Origin of the sequence: Pseudomonas sp. MMS21 TM103 (assembly GCF_022132145.1) — a bacterium.
Classification (GTDB): Bacteria; Pseudomonadota; Gammaproteobacteria; order Pseudomonadales; family Pseudomonadaceae; genus Aquipseudomonas.
Genome location: NZ_JAJISP010000008.1, coordinates 145,822 through 163,752, shown reverse-complemented (window position 1 = coordinate 163,752; position 17,931 = coordinate 145,822). Strand labels below are relative to the sequence as shown.

Here is a 17,931-nt window from a genome sequence, read left to right as displayed (position 1 = left end):
AGGAGGCATGTCAGTGCAGCACGCCCGCCGCCAGCAGCACGGGGCTCTTTTGCTCGAGGCCGGGCGAACGCGCTTCTGCCTCTGGGCGCCGGATGCGCAGAGGGTCAGCGTGGCTGTCGAGGGCGGCGCGAGCTGGCCGATGCAGGCCGAGGAGGCCGGCTGGTTCCGTTGTGAGCTCGCCTGCGGCGCCGGTACCCGCTACCGCTATTGCATCGATGGTGAATTGTGCGTGCCCGACCCCGCCTCGCGCGCCCAGGCCGGCGACGTTCACGCGCCAAGTCTGGTGGTCGATCCCCAGGCCTATCACTGGCAGCACCCCGAATGGTGCGGCCGGCCCTGGCACGAGACGGTGATCTATGAACTGCATGTGGGGGCGATGGGCGGCTACGCGGCGATCGGCGAACGCCTCGCCGACCTGGCCGAGCTGGGCATCACGGCAATCGAACTGATGCCCCTGGCGGAATTTCCCGGGGCGCGCAACTGGGGCTACGATGGTGTCCTGCCCTATGCGCCGGAAGCCTCCTACGGCCCTCCGGCAGCGCTCAAGCAGCTGATCGACCAGGCCCACGGCCACGGCCTGATGGTCTTTCTCGATGTCGTCTACAACCACTTCGGCCCGGACGGCAACTTCCTCGGCCACTATGCCAAGGCCTTCTTCCGTCACGACCTACCCACCCCATGGGGCGATGCCATCGACTTCCGCCGCCCGCAGGTGCGCGATTTCTTCATCGACAGCGCCCTGCAATGGCTGCAGGAGTACCGCTTCGACGGCCTGCGCCTGGACGCGGTGCACGCCATCGACGACAAGAGCTTCCTGCACGAACTGGCGGCGCGGGTGCGCGCCGCGCTGGCGCCGCAGCGGCATGTGCACCTGGTGCTGGAGAACGAGGACAACAGCGCCAGCCTGCTGGCGCAAGGCTTCACCGCGCAATGGAACGATGACGGGCACAACGCACTGCACGTGCTGCTGACCGGCGAGACCCAAGGCTACTACGCCGACTTCTGCCACTCGCCCACCCACAAGCTGGCGCGCTGCCTGGCCGAAGGCTTCGTCTATCAGGGCGAGCTAAACCGCCATGGCGAGCCCCGCGGCGAGCCCAGCGGCCACCTGCCGCCGAGCGCCTTCGTATTGTTCCTGCAAAACCACGACCAGATCGGCAACCGCGCCTTCGGCGAGCGCCTGATCGAGCTGGCCGATGCCCAAGCCCTGCGCGCGGCGACCTGCCTGCTGCTGCTCTCACCGATGATCCCGCTGCTGTTCATGGGCGAGGAAATGGCCGTGCGCCAACCCTTCCTCTACTTCACCAGCCACACGGACGCGCTGGGCGACGCGGTACGGATCGGCCGGCGTGCCGAGTTCGCCGCCTTCCCCGCCTTTGCCGACGCCAGCAGCCGTGAACGCATTCCGGCGCCCAATGCCGAGGCCACCTTCACTGCCTCGCGGCCCGACTTCGGCTGTGCCGACCAACCCGGCCACGCCGAGTGGCGCGCGCTGTACCGGCAGCTGCTCAGCCTGCGTCAGCGTGAGATCGTGCCGCGGCTGCCCGGGGCCCGGGCGCTGGGCGCCGAGGTGCTGGCCGAAGCGGCAGTCAGCGCACGCTGGCGGCTGGGCGACGGCCAGGTGCTGCGCATCGAACTCAACCTCGCCGAGCACGCCGTAGCACTGGCCACGGAGCCGCCGGGGCGGCTGTTGTTCGCCAGCCGCGCGGTCCTCGCACAGCGCCAGCGCGGTCTGCTCGCGGCGAACACCGCGCTGGTATTCCTGGAGCCTGGCGATGACGGATAAACGCTTGCTGGCCCTGGCCGGGGCCGCCGGCCTGGTCGTCGACTGGGTGGATGCCGATCGGCGCGCGCAACGCGTGACGCCAGCCGTGCTGCGGCGGATCCTGGCCGAACTGGAGCTGCCTGCCGAGAGCCCGGCGCAGATCGAGGAGAGCCTCGCCCAGCTGCAGCAGGACGCCGACCAGATCAGCCTGCCGCCGTTGCTGACCCTGGATGCCGGCACGCCGCTGGATCTCTCCGCGCGCTTTCCCGCCGGCACGCCGTTCGAGCTGCTGCATGAGGATGGCAGCCGTCACGCCGGCCATCTGGACCAGGCCGGCCGGCTGAACGGCCTCGACGCAATCGGCTATCAGCAACTGTGCATCGGCGACCAGCAGCTGACCCTGGCCGTGGCGCCGGCCCAAGGCACCACCCTTGGCGACCTGACCGGCAGCGCCAGGCCGAGCAGCTGGGGACTGGGCGTGCAACTGTATGCCCTGCGGCGTACCGGCGACGGGGGTATCGGCGATACCCAGGCCCTGCAACAGCTGGTCCGCACCGCTGCGGCGCGCGGCGCCGATGCCGTGGCGATCAGCCCGGTGCATGCCATGTTCAGCGCCGATACCCGGCGCTTCAGTCCCTACTCCCCCTCCAGCCGGCTGTTCTTCAACATCCTGCATGCCGCGCCCGCCAGCCTGCTCGGCGAGGAACCGCTGCGCCGGGCGATAGACGCCGAAGGCCTGGGCCCCGAGCTGGTGCGCCTGGAGCACCTCGAACTGCTCGATTGGCCTGCCGCCGCCCGGGCCAAGCTGCGCCTGTTGCGCCGCCTGTTCCGCGACTTCGTCAGCGGCGATCACCCGCTCCGCGAAGACTTTCTCGACTTCCGCCGGGACGGCGCCGAAGCGCTGGAAAATCATTGCCGCTTCGAAGCCCTGCATGGCTTGCATACCCGCGATGACGAGCCGTGCGACTGGCACTGCTGGCCGGCGCAATTTCACCATCCGGCGAGCCCGGCGGTGGCGCGGTTCGCCGCCGAACACGCCGACGAGGTCAGCTTTCACGCCTTCGCCCAATGGCTGATCAGCCGTTGCCTGGCGCAGGTCCAGCAGGCCGCACGCAGCGCCGGCATGCGCATCGGCCTGATCAACGACCTGGCGGTCGGTGCCGATGTCGGCGGCAGCCAGGCCTGGAGCCGCCAGGCCGAGTTGCTCTCGACCCTGCGCGTCGGCGCACCACCGGACATTCTCAACCGTAGCGGCCAGAACTGGGGCCTCTCGGCGTTCTCCCCGCGCGGCCTGCACCGCCATGGTTATCGCGCCTTCATAGAGATGCTGCGGGCCAACCTGGCCCATGCCGGCGGCCTGCGTATCGACCATGTGATGGGCCTCGAGCGCCTGTGGGTTATTCCCCTGGGCGCCGACCCCGCGGATGGCGCCTACCTGCGCTATCCGCTCCACGACCTGCTGCGCTTGCTGGCCTTGGAGTCCTGGCGGCATCAGGCGCTGATCCTCGGCGAGGATCTCGGCACGGTGCCCGCAGGCTTCAGCGCGGAGCTGGCCGCCCGCGGCGGCCTCGGCATGCGCGTGCTGCTGTTCGAACAGGATCAGCTGCACAACTTCGCGCCAGCGGCCACCTGGCCGGCCGATGCCCTGGCCACCACCAGCACCCACGACCTACCGACCCTGAGCGGCTGGTGGCTGGGCCGTGATCTCGACTGGCGCGAGCGCCTCGGCCTGCTCGACGCGCCGGCCCTGGCCGCCGCGCGCGAGAGCCGCGAGCGCGAGCGGGAGGGCCTGTATGCGACCCTGGCCACGGATGCCGGGATGCCACTGGACGAGCCGCCGACCAGCGCTCAGGTGCTCGACGCGAGCATCGTCTTCCTCGCCCACACCCCGGCGCCGTTGGTGCTGCTGCCGATGGAGGATGTCCTCGGTCTGGAGCAGCAGGCCAACCTGCCCGGCACCTTCGACCAACACCCCAACTGGCGACGGCGCTGGCACGGCGACAGCGCGCACCTGCTCGACGGCAAGCTGGCCAGGCACCGCCTGCAGCTGCTGGCGCGGGCGCGACGGCAGCCGCAGGAGCCCCCATGAAGCCGCTCAGCGCGACCCTGCGCCTGCAGTTCCACCATGGGTTCACCCTGGACGATGCTGCTGCGCTGGTCGACTACTTCGCCGAACTCGGCATCAGTCACCTGTATGCCTCGCCCCTGCTCAGCGCTCGTCCCGGCTCCCGGCACTGCTACGACGTGGTCGACCCGAGCACGATCAACCCCGAACTGGGCGGCGAGCCGGCCCTGCGCCGCCTGGTCGCGGCGCTGCGGCGGCGGGACATGGGCCTGATTCTCGACATCGTCTCCAACCATATGGCGGTGGGCGGTGCGGCCAACCCCTGGTGGCTGGACGTGCTGGAGTGGGGCCAGCGCAGCCCCTATGCGAACTTCTTCGATATCGAATGGCACTCCCCCGACCCGCTGCTCAAGGGCCAGCTGCTGGTGCCCTTCCTGCGCAGCGACTACGGCGAGATGCTGCAGGCCGGCGAGCTGCCCCTGCGTTTCGTCGCCGCGCGTGGCTGCTTCCAGGTTGAACACCATGAGCACCACTTCCCGCTCGACCCGGCCAGCTATGCCGAACTCCTCGAAGCCGCCGAGCATCCGGCGTTGCAAGCGTTGGCGCCACGATTCGCCGCGCTCGCCAGTCAGGCCGGTGCGCGGCAGGCGGCCGTCGATCTCAAGGCCGAACTGGCACGACTGGCCGAGCAGGCGCCGATTCGCCAGGCTCTGGAGGCCATGCTCGGCCGCTACGACTCACGCAGCGAGGCCGGATTTGCGCGCCTGCACCGCCTGCTCGAGCGCCAACACTATCGCCTGGCCAGTTGGCGCACGGCCGCCGACGACATCAACTGGCGACGCTTCTTCGACATCAACGAACTCGGCGGCCTGCGGGTCGAACGCTCGCGGGTGTTCGAGCGGACCCATGGCAAGATCTTCGAACTGATCGCCAACGGCCTGGTCGACGGCCTGCGCATCGACCACATCGATGGCCTGGCCGATCCGCGCGGCTACTGCCGGCGCCTGCGCCGACGCAGCGCGCGCCTGCTCGGGGCGCGCCCGGAAACCGCGGCGCTGGGCCACTTGCCGATCTACGTGGAGAAGATCCTCGGCCAGGGCGAGCAACTGCCAGGCGACTGGCTGGTGGACGGCAGCACCGGCTACGACTTCATGAACCAGGTCTCCCTACTGCAGCACGACCCGGCCGGCGAGGCGCCGCTCGGCGCGCTCTGGAGCGAACTCAGCGGGCGCCCGGCGGACTTTCTCGAGGAGCTGCGCCAGGCCCGTCGGGCGATACTCACCGGCCCCCTGGCCGGCGACTTCGAAACCGTCGCCCAGGCCCTGCTGCAGGTCGCCCGCGGCGACTTGATGAGCCGCGACCTGACCCTCGGCACGATTCGCCGGGCGCTGCTCGAGCTGATCGTGCATTTCCCGGTTTATCGCACCTATATCAATGCCTGTGGCCGCCGCGCCGAAGACCAGCCGTTCTTCCAGCAGGCGCTGCAGGGCGCGCGCAGCACCCTCGGCGAAAGCGACTGGCCGCTGCTCGACCACCTGCAGCGCTGGCTCGGCGGCCAGCCCTTGCGCCAGGTGCCGCCCGGCCCCCTGCGCAAGGCCCGAAAACTCGCCTGCGTACGCTTCCAGCAGCTGACCTCGCCGACGGCGGCCAAGGCGCTGGAGGACACCGCCGGCTATCGCTCGGCACGGCTGCTCTCGCGCAACGACGTCGGCTTCGACCCGCAGCGCTTCAGTGCACCGCCGCAGGCCTTCCACGACGCCTGCCGGATCCGCCAGCAGCGCTTCCCGCGCGGCCTGCTGTGCACCGCCAGCCATGACCATAAGCGCGGCGAGGACACCCGCGCGCGGCTGGCCGTCCTTAGCGAGCGCGGCCCCTGGTTCGCCGCCCAGGTGCGGCGTTGGCTGGCCCTGGCCGCGCCGCTGCGCCAGCATCTGGCCGATGGCCCTGCGCCCTCGCCGGGCGACGAGCTGATGCTGTTCCAGACCCTGCTCGGCAGCTGGCCGCTGGCGCTCGCTGCCGATGACGCCGAGGGGCTGCGGCACTATGCCGAACGGGCTGCCGAGTGGCAGCTCAAGGCCTTGCGCGAAGCCAAGCTGCGCAGCAGCTGGACCACGCCGAACCTGGACTATGAAAACGCCTGCCGCGCCTATCTGCAGGGCCTGCTGAGCGATCCGCGACAGGCCGGCCTGCGTGCCGAGTTCGCCGCCGCGGCGAACGCGATCGCCCCGGCCGGGGCGCTTAATGGCCTGGTCCAGGCCCTGCTGCGGATGACCACTCCGGGCGTACCGGATCTCTACCAGGGCAGCGAATTCTGGGACTTCAGCCTGGTCGATCCAGACAACCGCCGGCCTGTGGACTTCGCCGCCCGCCAGCGCGCACTGGCTCACGGCGCCGCGCCGCGGCAACTGCTGGCGGACTGGCGTGACGGCCGCATCAAGCAGTGGCTGATCGCCCATACCCTGGCCCTGCGCCTGCAACATCCGGCGCTGTTCGCCAGCGGCCGTTACCTGCCGCTGGCGGTGACCGGCAGCCAGGCCGAGCGGGTGCTGGCCTTCGCCCGCGTGCACGCCGGCGAACGGCTGCTGGTGATAGTGCCGCGCCTGGCCAGCGCCCTGCTCGGCGACGCCAGACTGCCCCTGATCCCGGCCGACAAGTGGGGCGACACCCGGGTCAGGCTGCCGACCGCGCTCGCCGGGCAACCCTGGATCGGCCTGTTTGCCGCCGCCCCGGGCATTGGCCGCGGCCAGGATCAACTGCCGCTGGCGCAGGCCCTGGCAGATTTGCCCTTCTGCGTGTTGTGTTCCCCCGCCCCCACCACCGAGGAGCCAACTGATGAGCACCGAAGTGAAGATTGACGAGCAGCAGATCCGTGAATACGCCTATCAGATCTGGCTGACCGAAGGCTGCCCCCAGGGACAGGCGCAGCGGCACTGGGAAATGGCCCGGCAACTGGTCGAAGCCGAGGCCCTGGGCGCAAGGCCGCCCCCCGCGAGCAAGGCCAGAAGCAAGGCGACGCCGGCCAAGGCCAGCGTCCTGAAAAAACCGCGGAGCACTGGCAAGGCCGACACCTGAGACGCGCTCCAGGTCCCGCCGAGCAGCGTGAAAAGCGCGGCGCGGCGACAGAGGCCCTGCGGGAAAGGCAGGAAATGCCTTTTCTGCGCTAGTTGTTCATGGCCGGCAGTGGCCGTCCGTCGCAAGGTGCGGCCCACAACCGGAGTGCCCCTCGTCCCGGCGAGCTCCCAGGAGGTCAGATGCAAAGCAGGCAGAAGAAAACGTCGCAGGCGCCGCAGGTGATGATTCCGTCGCGGATTCGCGAGGGCTTGCCCTTCCCCCTCGGCGCCACCTGGGATGGCCTGGGCGTCAACTTCGCGCTGTTTTCCGCCCATGCCCATATGGTCGAGTTGTGCCTGTTCGATGACAGCGGTCAGGTCGAGCTGGAGCGTATCCAGCTGCCGGAATACACCGACGAGATCTGGCACGGCTATCTCCCCGATGCCCATCCCGGGCAGATCTATGGTTACCGCGTGCACGGCCCCTATGCCCCGGACGTGGGCTTGAGGTTCAACCCCCACAAGCTGCTGATCGACCCCTATGCCAAACAGCTGCTGGGCGAGCTGCGCTGGTCGGAAGCCCTGTTCGGCTACATCCTCGGCTCGCAGGATGCCGACCTCAGCTTCGACCAGCGCGACAGCGCCCCCTTCGTGCCCAAGAGCAAGGTCATCGACCCTGCCTTCACCTGGGGCCGCGATCGTCGCCTGCAGCTACCCTGGGATCGCACCATCCTCTACGAGACCCATGTGCGCGGCTACACCATGCGCCATCCGCAGGTACCCGATGGGCTGCGCGGCAGCTTTGCCGGCCTGAGTGTCGAGGCGGTCCTGCAGCACCTGCGCGAGCTCGGCGTCTCCGCGGTCGAACTGCTGCCGGTGTGCGCCTTCGTCAACGACCAGCACCTGCTGAACAAGGAGCTGAGCAACTATTGGGGCTACAACACCCTGGCCTTCTTCGCCCCGCACCCGCGCTACCTAGCCAGCGGCAAGGTCAACGAATTCAAGGAGATGGTCGCGCACCTGCACCATGCCGGACTCGAGGTGATCCTCGACGTGGTCTACAACCACACCGCCGAAGGCAACGAACTGGGGCCGACCCTGTCGATGCGCGGTATCGACAACCTCAGCTACTACCGCCTGCAGGCCGACGACCAGCGCTTCTACGTCAACGATTCCGGCACCGGCAATACCCTCGACCTCAGCCACCCACGGGTCCTGCAGATGGTCACCGACTCGCTGCGCTACTGGGTTGCGGAGATGCACGTGGATGGCTTCCGCTTCGACCTGGCGACCATCCTCGGCCGCGAGCCGCAGGGCTTCGACGAACGTCATGGCTTTCTCGTCGCCTGCCGCCAGGATCCGCTGCTGAGCCAGGTCAAGCTGATCGCCGAACCTTGGGACTGCGGCCCCGGCGGTTACCAGCTCGGCGGCTTCCCGCCCGGCTGGGCGGAATGGAACGACCGCTTCCGCGACACCGTGCGCGCCTTCTGGAAAGGCGACGACAACCAGCTCGCCGACTTCGCCAAGCGCCTGACCGCCTCCGGCGACCTGTTCGACCGGCGCGGGCGGCGGCCCCACAGCTCGGTCAACTTTGTCACCGCCCACGATGGTTTCACCCTGCACGACCTGGTGTCCTACAACGACAAGCACAACGAGGCCAACCAGGAGAACAACCAGGACGGTACCGACAACAACCTGTCCTGGAACCATGGTGTCGAGGGCCCGACCGACGACCCGCAGATCCGTGCGCTGCGCCTGCGCCAGATGTACAACTTCATGGCCACCCTGCTGTTCTCCCAGGGCACGCCGATGCTGCTCGCCGGCGACGAATTCGCCCGTACCCAGCATGGCAACAACAATGCCTATTGCCAGGACAGCGAGATTGGCTGGATCGACTGGGCGCTGGACGAGGACGGCGCGGCCCTGCTGCTGTTCGTGCGCCAGGCGATCAAGCTGCGCCTGGCCTACCCGATCCTGCGCCGCGGCCGCTACCTGATCGGCGCCTACAATGAAGAACTGGGGGTCAAGGACGTGGCCTGGCTGGCGCCCAGCGGCGAGGAGATGAGCATCGAGCAGTGGCACGATGGCCAGGGCCGCTGCCTGGGCATGCTCCTCGACGGCCGCGCGCAACCCACCGGCATCCGCCGCAGCGGTTCGGACAGCACCCTGCTGCTGATCGTCAATGCGCATTTCCAGCCGATCGACTTCCGTCTGCCGGAGGTGCCCCAGGGTAATGGCTGGCGCCGCCTGCTCGATACGACGCGGGTCGACGGCGACCGCGAAGTCTTCGCCTTTGACCGGGATTACGAGGTCGGCGATCGGACGCTGTTGCTGTTCGAACTGAACCGCTCCACGGACTGAAAGGCAGGAGCAGGCATGTGAATACCGATAACGCAAGGCAAGACAGCGACGGGCGCCGGCTGGAGCACGCCGGGCCGGTACACAGCCTGCGAATCTTGACGGTGAATACGCACAAGGGCTTCACGGTGTTCAACCGCCGCTTCATCCTCCACGAACTGCGCGATGCGGTGCGCAACGTCTCGGCGGAAGTGGTGTTCCTGCAAGAGGTGCTGGGAACCCATGAACGCCACTCGCGGCGCTTTCTCAACTGGCCGCCGACGCCGCAATACGAATTTCTCGCCGACAGCATGTGGAGCGACTTCGCCTACGGGCGCAATGCGGTCTACCCGGATGGCGATCACGGCAACGCCCTGCTGTCGAAGTACCCGATCATCCGCGAGCGCAACATCGACATCTCGATCACCGGACCGGAGTGCCGTGGCCTGCTCCACTGCGTCCTGCAGTTGCCCGCGCAACGCGAGCTGCACGCCATTTGCGTGCACCTGGGTCTGCGCGAACAGCACCGCCAGCAGCAGCTGCAGCTGCTCTGCGAGTTGCTCGACAGCTTGCCGGCCAAGGCGCCGGTGGTGGTGGCCGGAGACTTCAACGACTGGCGGCTGCGCGCCACCCGCCTGCTGGAGGGCGAGGTCGGGCTGCACGAAGTATTCGCCCGGGCCCATGGCCGGGTTGCCCGCAGTTATCCGGCGCGCTGGCCGCTGCTGCGCCTGGACCGCATCTATGTGCGCAACGCCAGCAGTCATGAACCGCGGATCCTCTCGACCCGGCCCTGGTCGCACCTGTCCGACCACCTGCCGCTGGCGGTGGAGATCCGCCTATGAGGTTTCCCTGGCGCGCAGGCAACCGCCTGAGCCTGCTGATCAATGGCGAGGCGTTTTTCCCGCGGGTGTTCGAGGCCATACGCGCGGCCGAACGGGAGGTGCTGATCGAAACCTTCATCCTCTTCGAGGACAAGGTCGGCAGCCAGCTGCAGGGCGAACTGATTGCCGCAGCCGAACGCGGGGTCCGGGTCGAATTGACGGTGGATGGCTACGGCTCGGCCGACCTCAGCAGCGCGTTCGTCACGGCCATGAGCGAGGTCGGCGTGCGCGTGCATATGTTCGACCCACAGCCCCGTCTGCTCGGCATGCGCACCAACCTGTTCCGCCGCATGCACCGCAAACTGGTGGTCATCGATGACCGCCAGGCGTTTGTCGGCGGGATAAATTTTTCCGCCGACCACCTGGCCGATTACGGTCCCGAGGCCAAGCAGGATTACGCCGTCGAAGTCGAAGGTCCGGTGGTGCACGATATCCGCCAGTTCGTCCTGACCATGCTGGCGCCGCCCGCCAAACGTCGGCGCGGCTGGCGGCGGCGAGCCAGAGCGACGCCGGGTAGCCAGGCCGCCGACCAGGCGGGAGCAGGCTCGGGCCAGGCGCAGTTGGTGATCCGCGACAACCGCCAACACCGCATCGATATCGAGCAGCAATACTTGCAGGCCATCCGCGGCGCGCGCCAGCGCCTGCTGATCGCCAACGCTTACTTCTTTCCCGGCTACCGGCTGCTGCGCGAGATTCGCCACGCGGCGCAGCGCGGGGTCAGGGTCGAGCTGATCCTGCAGGGCCAGCCTGACATGCCGATCGCCCGCTTCAGTGCCCGGATCCTCTACGACTACCTGCTGCGCGGCGGCGTGCGCATCCTCGAGTACGACAGCCGGCCGCTGCACGGCAAGGTGGCCCTGGTCGATGACGAGTGGGCCACAGTCGGCTCCAGCAATCTGGATCCGCTGAGCCTCTCGCTGAACCTGGAGGCCAACCTGATCATCCGCGACCGCACCTTCAATCGGCAGTTGTTCGAGCACCTGCAGGCATTGGCTAGCGAGCATTGCCAGGCGATCAGTCAGGCGCAGTTGGCACGCTGGGCCTTCTGGCGAATGCCGCTGGTGTTCCTCGGTTTTCACTTGCTGCGCCACTTTCCGGCCTGGGTCGGCTGGCTCCCCGCGCACACGCCGAAGCTCGCCCTGCTGCAGCCCCATGAGCAGGCCAAGGCGGCCCGCAGCGCCGCCCTGCGGCGCGAGCGACCATGAGCAAGCAATGCCGCATGACGCCCGCCTCGAGCGCCTCGAGCGCCAGGCGCGACTGGTCGGCGCGTGGCAAACTGCTGCTGGGCCTGGCGTTCTTCATTCTGGTGCTGGGTCTGCTGGTCGCCCTCAGCCGCCGCCTGGACTGGCAGGAACTGCTCGCGGCGCTGCGCGGCTATCGCACCGGCACCTTGCTCCTGGCCGTGGCCACCGCCTTCGCCAGCTACGCGCTGTACAGCTGCTTCGACCTGATCGGCCGCGCCTACACTCGCCACCACCTGCCGCTCCGGCAGGTCCTGCCGATCACCTTCGTCTGTTACGCGTTCAGCCTCAACCTCGGCGCCTGGATCGGCAGTATCGGCCTGCGCTTTCGCCTCTACTCGCAGCTTGGCCTGCGTCCGTCGGAGATTACCAAGGTGCTCACCCTCAGCCTGATGACAAACTGGCTGGGCTACAGCGGCCTGCTCGGGGTGGTCCTGGCCTTCGGCCTGATCGTGCCGCCGGAGGGCTGGGAACTTGGCATCCCCGCCTTGCGCCTGCTCGGTGGCGGGCTGCTGGTCCTGCTGCTGGGCTATCTGCTGCTCTGTGCCTTCTCGCGCCGGCGCTTCTGGACAATCCGCGGCCACGAAATCTATCTGCCCTCGCTGCGCATGGGCCTGCTGCAGGTAGCCCTCGGCGCCAGCAACTGGGCGCTGATGGCCCTGCTACTGGACATCCTGCTGCCGGCCCAGCTCGGCTACCCGACCGTGCTTGGCGCCCTGCTCGTCAGCGCCTTCGCCGGGGTAATCACTCATATCCCGGCCGGTCTCGGCGTACTGGAGGTGGTGTTTATCGCCCTGCTGCAGCAGCAGACCTCGATCGGCGTGCTGCTGGCGGGGCTGATCGTCTACCGGGTGATCTATTACCTGCTGCCGTTGGTGCTGGCCGGGCTCGGCTATGCGCTGCTCGAGATGCGGGCCAAGCGCATGCGGCGCAGCAACCGGCGCAAGCAGGCTACGCTCGACAAGCCTTGAGCAAGGCCGCACGGAGTGCGGCAATGCGCAGCCGCCCTGCCCTAGGCCGGGGCAGCGGGCTCTTGCCCGGCGACTGGCCGCAGGATCAGCACCGCCAGGGGCGGCAGGACCAGTTGCAACGAGGCGGCATGGCCGTGGCTAGGCAACGCCTCGGCCAGCTGCATGCCGCCGTTGCCGACGTTCGCACCGCAATAGCATTCGGCATCGCTGTTGAACAGTTCCTGCCAGTGACCGCTGAACGGCACGCCGACCCGATAGGCGTGGCGCACCAGCGGGGTCAGGTTGGCGATGACCAGCAGCGGGTAGCCGTCGCGACTCCAGCGCAGCCAGGCGTAGACGCTGTTCTCGGCATCGTCGCCGATCAGCCACTGGAAACCGGCCGGCCAGCAGTCCTGCTGATGCAGCGCCGGCTCGTCCCGATACAGCCGGTTGAGGTCGCCGACCAGTTGCTGCACTCCGCAGTGCTTGCGGTAGTTGAGCAGGTACCAGTCCAGTTCGCGGTCATGGCTCCACTCGCGCCACTGGGCGAATTCGCAGCCCATGAACAGCAGCTTCTTGCCCGGATGGGTCCACATGAAACTCAGGTAGGCGCGCAGGTTGGCGAACTGCTGCCAGCGGTCGCCGGGCATCTTGTCGATCAGGGCACGCTTGCCATGCACCACCTCGTCATGGGAGATCGGCAGCACGAAACGCTCGGAAAAGGCATAGAGCAGGCCGAAGGTCAGCTCGCCGTGGTGGTGGCGGCGGTGGATCGGGTCGTGCTGGATGTAGTGCAGGCTGTCGTGCATCCAGCCCATGTTCCATTTGAAGGCGAAGCCCAGCCCGCCCTCGGCGGTGGCATGGGTGACCCCGGGCCAGGCAGTCGACTCCTCGGCGATCACCAGGGCGCCGGGCACCTCGCTGGCGACCACGTCGTTGAGGTGGCGAAGGAAGTCGACGGCCTCGAGATTCTCGCGCCCGCCATAGCGATTGGGAATCCATTCGCCTTCGTTGCGCGAATAGTCGCGGTAGAGCATCGAGGCGACCGCATCGACGCGCAGGCCGTCGACATGGAACTCCTTCAGCCAGTGCAGGGCCGAGGCCAGCATGAAGCCATGCACCTCGGTGCGACCGAGGTTGTAGATCAGGGTATCCCAGTCCCGGTGCAGACCCTCGTGGGGGTGGGCGTACTCATAGAGCGCGGTGCCGTCGAACTGCACCAGGCCATGGGCGTCATTGGGGAAATGCGCCGGCACCCAGTCGAGAATCACGCCGATACCGGCCTGGTGACAGGCATCGACGAAGGCCGCGAAATCCTGGCGCGAGCCGTAGCGGCTGCTCGGCGCGAACTGGGAGAGCGGCTGGTAGCCCCAGGAACCGCCGAAGGGGTGTTCCATGATCGGCATCAGCTCGACATGGCTGAAGCCCAGGGTCTGGAGATAGGGGATCAGCCGTTCGGCGAGTTCATGCCAGTCGTACTGGCGGCCCTCTTCCCCGCCTTCGCGGCGCCAGGATCCGGCATGCATTTCGTAGATGGCGATCGGCGCATCGGCCGCCTGAGCAGCGGCGCGCCGGGCCAGCCAGTCGCCGTCGCGCCAGTGGTAGTCCAGCGCGGCGGCCACACGCGAGGCGGTGCCCGGCGGGGTTTCGGTGGCCAAGGCCATGGGGTCGGCCTTGAGCGGCAGCAGGCCTTGGGCGCCGAGAATCTCGTACTTGTACAGCTCACCCGCCTGCAGGCGCGGGATGAACAGCTCCCAGACCCCGGACGGGTGACGCAAGCGCATGGGGTGACGGCGTCCGTCCCAGCCGTTGAACGCGCCGACCACCGAGACCCGGCGGGCGTTCGGCGCCCAGACGGCGAAGCGCACCCCGGCCACGCCCTCGACCGACATCAGCTGGGCGCCCAGACAATGGCCGAGGTCGCGGTGATTGCCCTCGGCGAACAGGTAGAGGTCCATCTCGCCGAGCAGCGGCGCGAAGCTGTAGGGGTCCTCGCCGAGCTGCTCGACGTCCGCCCAGCGGATGCGCAGCAGATAGGGCTGGGGCTGCGCCAGGCGACCGACGAACAGGCCGGGCACCCGGCTCTGCTGGAGCGCGGCGAGGTGCGTTTCGCCATCCCTGGCCAGCACCTCGACCGCCAGCGCATCGGGCAGGTAAACCCGGATTAGCGCACCCTGGGCATCACGGTGCATGCCGAGGATGGCGAAGGGGTCGGGGTGTTCGGCGCGCACCAGCGCCTCGATGTCGTGGTCGGCCGGCAGCAGGGCCGCCAGCGCCTGTGCGCCTGCCTGTTGCTTGCTCATGGCTCACCTCCGGCATTCTCTTGCAGCAGATCGAGCAAACCCTGCAGCGGCACCACCAGCCAGTCGGGTCTGAATTCGGCTTCATAGGCGATTTCGTAGGCGATCTTTTCCAGACTGAACAGGCGCAGGGCGGCTTCTGCGCCGTCCTCCTCGCGCCATGCATGGGGCACCTGCGCCGCCGCCAGCCGATAACCGGCAAGGAAGGCCGCCTGCGAGCGTTGTCGGTAGTCGGCGGTGATTGCCCGGCGAGCCTGATTGGCCTCACTGGAGATGTCGGCACTCAGGGCATTGCGCATGGCCATGGCCGCGGCGTAGTCGATCGAGCGCAACACCCCGCAAACGTCCTTGTACGGGCTGTGCTTGGCCCGACGTTCGGCCAGCGAGCGCATTGGCTCACCTTCGAAATCGATCAGGTAGGCATCACCATGCACCACCAGCACCTGACCCAGGTGCAGGTCGCCATGGACACGAATGCGCAGGCCGCCGACTGCACGCCGGGCGAGGCCCTCGACCTGGTCGAGCAGCAGCGCGGGGTGCTGGCGCAGCCGTTCGATCGCCGCCTGCTGCGCCGGCCCCAGTGTGCCGCGGTGCTGGATGAGGATATCCAGGGCCCGTTCGAGCTGGCCGGCAATACTCCGAGCCCACTGTTCGGCATCCGCCGCGGTGCTGATCTGCGGCGCGAAGTCCGGGTCCGCACTGGGCAGTGCCAGGAGCCGGTGCATCTCACCGAGGCGCTCGCCGAGCAGGCCGGTGAAGCGTTCCAGCTCGTCGAGGGCCGCATAGACGCTGCCACCTTCGGCCGGGTAACTGCTCATCTCGTCGCGGATGGAGCGTTCCAGGCTGCTCTGGGTCCAGGCCCAGGCATCGCCCTGGCTCTCCAGGTAGCGCTGGGCGATCAGCAGGGTGTGCGGTTCGCCGTCCGCCGCAACACGCCGTACTTCGCCCACCACCTCGGCGATATGGGCGAAGCCCTGGGCACTCAGTTGGCAGTTCATCTCCACCTCGGGATGAATTCCGGCGGCGACCCGGCGGATCAGTTTGAATACCAGCATGCCGGCGATCACCACCGAGCTGTTCGACTGTTCCCCGGCAATGTGGCTCACCTCGGGCGCAGGGCCCAAGTCCAGGTCGGCCAGAAGTGGGCGCGCGATAAACTGCAGCTCACCGTCTTCACAGCTCAGCCGGCGTTCTTCGCGCAGGGCCTGGAGCAGCGCCAGGACGAAGCTATCAAGGGTGAAGGCGTCTGTCAGTTGACCGACCCGGTTGCCACGCCGCACCCGCGCCATGGCCAGCTGATGCGGCAGTGCACTGCCGGTTTCTTCTTCGCCGATGTATCCGAACGGCAGCTGGTAGCGCTCCTGGGAGCCCGCCCTGCTCACCTCGACTTCGCTGAGCAGGGCCGGTGGCTGCGCATCGCCGAAGGGTAGCGCATAGGCGATGCGCACCCTCTCCAGTGCCCCGCCCTTGCCGGCGAACCAGCGCCGCTTGGGCAGGTAGGCCGGCAGCGACTCGCGCTCGAGCACCAGCCGGGCCGGGCCCTGCAGCAGATCCTCGAAACGCTTCAGTACCAGGGTCTGGAACTCCGGCAGGGTCGCTATCTGGTGCATGTGCCAGGCCGGCATCTGCGCCTCGGCGGCCAGCTGGAACCAGTAGAAGCCATAGGGCGGCAGGGTAAGCAGGTAGGGCAGCTGACCGATCGGCGGGAAGGCGCTGCCGCCGACCATCTCCACCGGCACCAGGCCGGCATAGGCCGAGAGCTCCAGCTCGGCCGCCTGGGCCGCGCGCGACACATTGACCACGCAGAGGATCAGCTCGTTCCTGCCGCTGGCGTCCTGGTACTCGCGCAGGTAGGCGAGGATGCGCCGGTTGGCCGGGGCCAGCAGCTTCAGGCTGCCGCGGCCGAAGGCCATAAACTGCTTGCGGATCGCCAGCAGGCGGCGGGTCCAGTTCAGCAGCGAATGGGCGTCGTACTGCTGGGCCTCGACGTTGACGGTCTGGTAGCCGTAGAGCGGGTCCATGATCGGCGGCAGCACCAGGCTGGCCGGATCGGCACGGGAGAAGCCGCCGTTGCGGTCGATCGACCATTGCATCGGTGTGCGTACCCCGTCGCGATCGCCGAGGAAAATATTGTCGCCCATGCCGATCTCGTCGCCGTAGTAGAGCACCGGGGTGCCCGGCATCGACAGCAGCAGGCTGGTGAGCAGTTCGATGCGCCGCCGGTCGCGCTCCAGCAGCGGCGCGAGGCGCCGGCGGATGCCCAGGTTGATGCGCGCGCGGCGGTCGGCCGCGTAGTAGTTCCACAGGTGGTCGCGCTCGCGGTCGGTCACCATCTCCAGGGTCAGTTCGTCGTGGTTGCGCAGGAAGATCGCCCACTGGCAGTCGGCGGGGATATCCGGTGTCTGGCGCAGGATATCGGTGATCGGGTAGCGGTCCTCCTGGGCCAGGGCCATGTACATGCGCGGCATCAGCGGGAAGTGGAAGGCCATGTGGCATTCGTCGCCGCCGCCCTGGGCGTTGCCGCCGAAATACAGCTGGGTGTCCTCCGGCCACTGATTGGCCTCGGCCAGCAGCATGCGATCGGGATAGTGGGCATCGATCTCGGCCCGGATCCGCTTGAGCACCACGTGGGTCTCAGGCAGGTTCTCGTTATTGGTGCCCTCGCGCTCGACCAGGTAGGGGATGGCGTCCAGACGCAGGCCGTCGATGCCCAGGTCCAACCAGTAGCGCATGATGCCGAGGAGCGCTTGCAGGACCCGCGGGTTGTCGAAGTTGAGGTCCGGCTGATGCGAGTAGAAGCGGTGCCAGAAGTAGGCCCCGGCCACCGGATCCCAGGTCCAGTTGGAGGTCTCGGTGTCGAGGAAGATGATCCGCGTACCCTCATACTTCTGGCTGGTGTCCGACCAGACATAGTAGTTGCGCGCCGCCGAGCCAGGCTTGGCCTGGCGGGCCCGCTGGAACCAGGGGTGCTGGTCGGAGGTGTGGTTGATCACCAGTTCGCTGATCACCCGCAGGCCACGCCGGTGTGCCTCGGCGATGAAGCGCTTGACGTCCGCCAGGCCGCCGTAGTCGGGGTGCACGCCGCGGTAGTCGGAGATGTCATAGCCGTCGTCGCGCCGCGGCGAGGGGTAGAACGGCAGCAGCCAGAGGGTGTTGACGCCGAGGTCGGCGATGTAGTCCAGCTTGTCGATCAAGCCGTTGAAATCACCGACGCCGTCGTTATTCGAGTCGAAAAACGATTTGACGTGCACCTGATAGATCACCGCATCCTTGTACCACAGGGGATCATCGATGAAGGCCGCAGCCTTGCGCTGTCTGGCTTTGCCCATGGGGGAGTCCTAA

Annotated in this window: 10 protein-coding genes; 8 read left to right on the top strand and 2 right to left on the bottom strand. The window is 68.0% G+C overall.

Features of this window, described 5'->3' with window-relative positions:
• Positions 1 to 7: 7 nt before the first annotated feature.
• The 8 genes from treZ (at position 8) to LJY18_RS20690 (ending at position 12,310) form a co-directional block, all read left to right on the top strand.
• On the top strand, positions 8 to 1,786 hold the full coding sequence (treZ, locus tag LJY18_RS20725) for a malto-oligosyltrehalose trehalohydrolase (RefSeq protein WP_238044025.1): 1,779 nt from the start codon (positions 8 to 10) through the stop codon (positions 1,784 to 1,786).
• Positions 1,776 to 3,854, top strand: a complete 2,079-nt coding sequence (gene malQ, locus LJY18_RS20720; RefSeq protein ID WP_238044023.1) for a 4-alpha-glucanotransferase — start codon at positions 1,776 to 1,778, stop codon at positions 3,852 to 3,854. The genes treZ and malQ overlap by 11 nt, the downstream gene beginning before the upstream one ends.
• Positions 3,851 to 6,685, top strand: coding sequence for a malto-oligosyltrehalose synthase (locus LJY18_RS20715; protein WP_238044022.1), 2,835 nt, complete (start codon positions 3,851 to 3,853; stop codon positions 6,683 to 6,685). The genes malQ and LJY18_RS20715 overlap by 4 nt, the downstream gene beginning before the upstream one ends.
• Complete coding sequence (locus tag LJY18_RS20710) at positions 6,663 to 6,902, top strand: DUF2934 domain-containing protein (protein ID WP_238044019.1); 240 nt, start codon at positions 6,663 to 6,665, stop codon at positions 6,900 to 6,902. Before LJY18_RS20715 ends, LJY18_RS20710 begins: the two co-directional genes overlap by 23 nt.
• 221 nt (positions 6,903 to 7,123) lie before the next feature.
• A complete protein-coding gene (glgX, locus tag LJY18_RS20705; RefSeq protein WP_442964512.1) occupies positions 7,124 to 9,241 on the top strand; it encodes a glycogen debranching protein GlgX in 2,118 nt (705 codons plus the stop codon).
• A gap of 17 nt (positions 9,242 to 9,258) precedes the next feature.
• Positions 9,259 to 10,059: an endonuclease/exonuclease/phosphatase family protein gene (locus LJY18_RS20700; RefSeq protein WP_238044015.1), complete on the top strand. Its 801-nt coding sequence runs from the start codon at positions 9,259 to 9,261 to the stop codon at positions 10,057 to 10,059.
• A complete protein-coding gene (gene clsB / locus LJY18_RS20695; RefSeq protein ID WP_238044014.1) occupies positions 10,056 to 11,303 on the top strand; it encodes a cardiolipin synthase ClsB in 1,248 nt (415 codons plus the stop codon). The genes LJY18_RS20700 and clsB overlap by 4 nt, the downstream gene beginning before the upstream one ends.
• Positions 11,300 to 12,310 carry a lysylphosphatidylglycerol synthase domain-containing protein gene (locus tag LJY18_RS20690; RefSeq protein WP_238044013.1) on the top strand — a complete coding sequence of 337 codons (1,011 nt, stop codon included), beginning with the start codon at positions 11,300 to 11,302 and terminating at the stop codon, positions 12,308 to 12,310. The genes clsB and LJY18_RS20690 overlap by 4 nt, the downstream gene beginning before the upstream one ends.
• Before the next feature lie 41 nt (positions 12,311 to 12,351).
• Here LJY18_RS20690 and glgB read toward each other — a convergent pair whose 3' ends face one another.
• Positions 12,352 to 14,592 (bottom strand): 1,4-alpha-glucan branching protein GlgB, encoded by a 2,241-nt coding sequence (gene glgB / locus LJY18_RS20685; protein WP_238044012.1) that lies wholly within the window; start codon positions 14,590 to 14,592, stop codon positions 12,352 to 12,354.
• A complete protein-coding gene (gene treS / locus LJY18_RS20680; protein WP_238044011.1) occupies positions 14,589 to 17,918 on the bottom strand; it encodes a maltose alpha-D-glucosyltransferase in 3,330 nt (1,109 codons plus the stop codon). Before treS ends, glgB begins: the two co-directional genes overlap by 4 nt.
• Positions 17,919 to 17,931: the final 13 nt, after the last annotated feature.

Excerpts from the sequence above, each read along its gene's own strand:
- treZ (WP_238044025.1), top strand. The coding sequence starts at position 8 with ATGTCAGTGCAGCACGCCCGCCGCCAGCAGCACGGGGCTCTTTTGCTC.
- malQ (WP_238044023.1), top strand. The coding sequence starts at position 1,776 with ATGACGGATAAACGCTTGCTGGCCCTGGCCGGGGCCGCCGGCCTGGTC.
- LJY18_RS20715 (WP_238044022.1), top strand. The coding sequence starts at position 3,851 with ATGAAGCCGCTCAGCGCGACCCTGCGCCTGCAGTTCCACCATGGGTTC.
- LJY18_RS20710 (WP_238044019.1), top strand. The coding sequence starts at position 6,663 with ATGAGCACCGAAGTGAAGATTGACGAGCAGCAGATCCGTGAATACGCC.
- glgX (WP_442964512.1), top strand. The coding sequence starts at position 7,124 with ATGATTCCGTCGCGGATTCGCGAGGGCTTGCCCTTCCCCCTCGGCGCC.
- clsB (WP_238044014.1), top strand. The coding sequence starts at position 10,056 with ATGAGGTTTCCCTGGCGCGCAGGCAACCGCCTGAGCCTGCTGATCAAT.
- LJY18_RS20690 (WP_238044013.1), top strand. The coding sequence starts at position 11,300 with ATGAGCAAGCAATGCCGCATGACGCCCGCCTCGAGCGCCTCGAGCGCC.
- glgB (WP_238044012.1), bottom strand. The coding sequence starts at position 14,592 with ATGAGCAAGCAACAGGCAGGCGCACAGGCGCTGGCGGCCCTGCTGCCG.
- treS (WP_238044011.1), bottom strand. The coding sequence starts at position 17,918 with ATGGGCAAAGCCAGACAGCGCAAGGCTGCGGCCTTCATCGATGATCCC.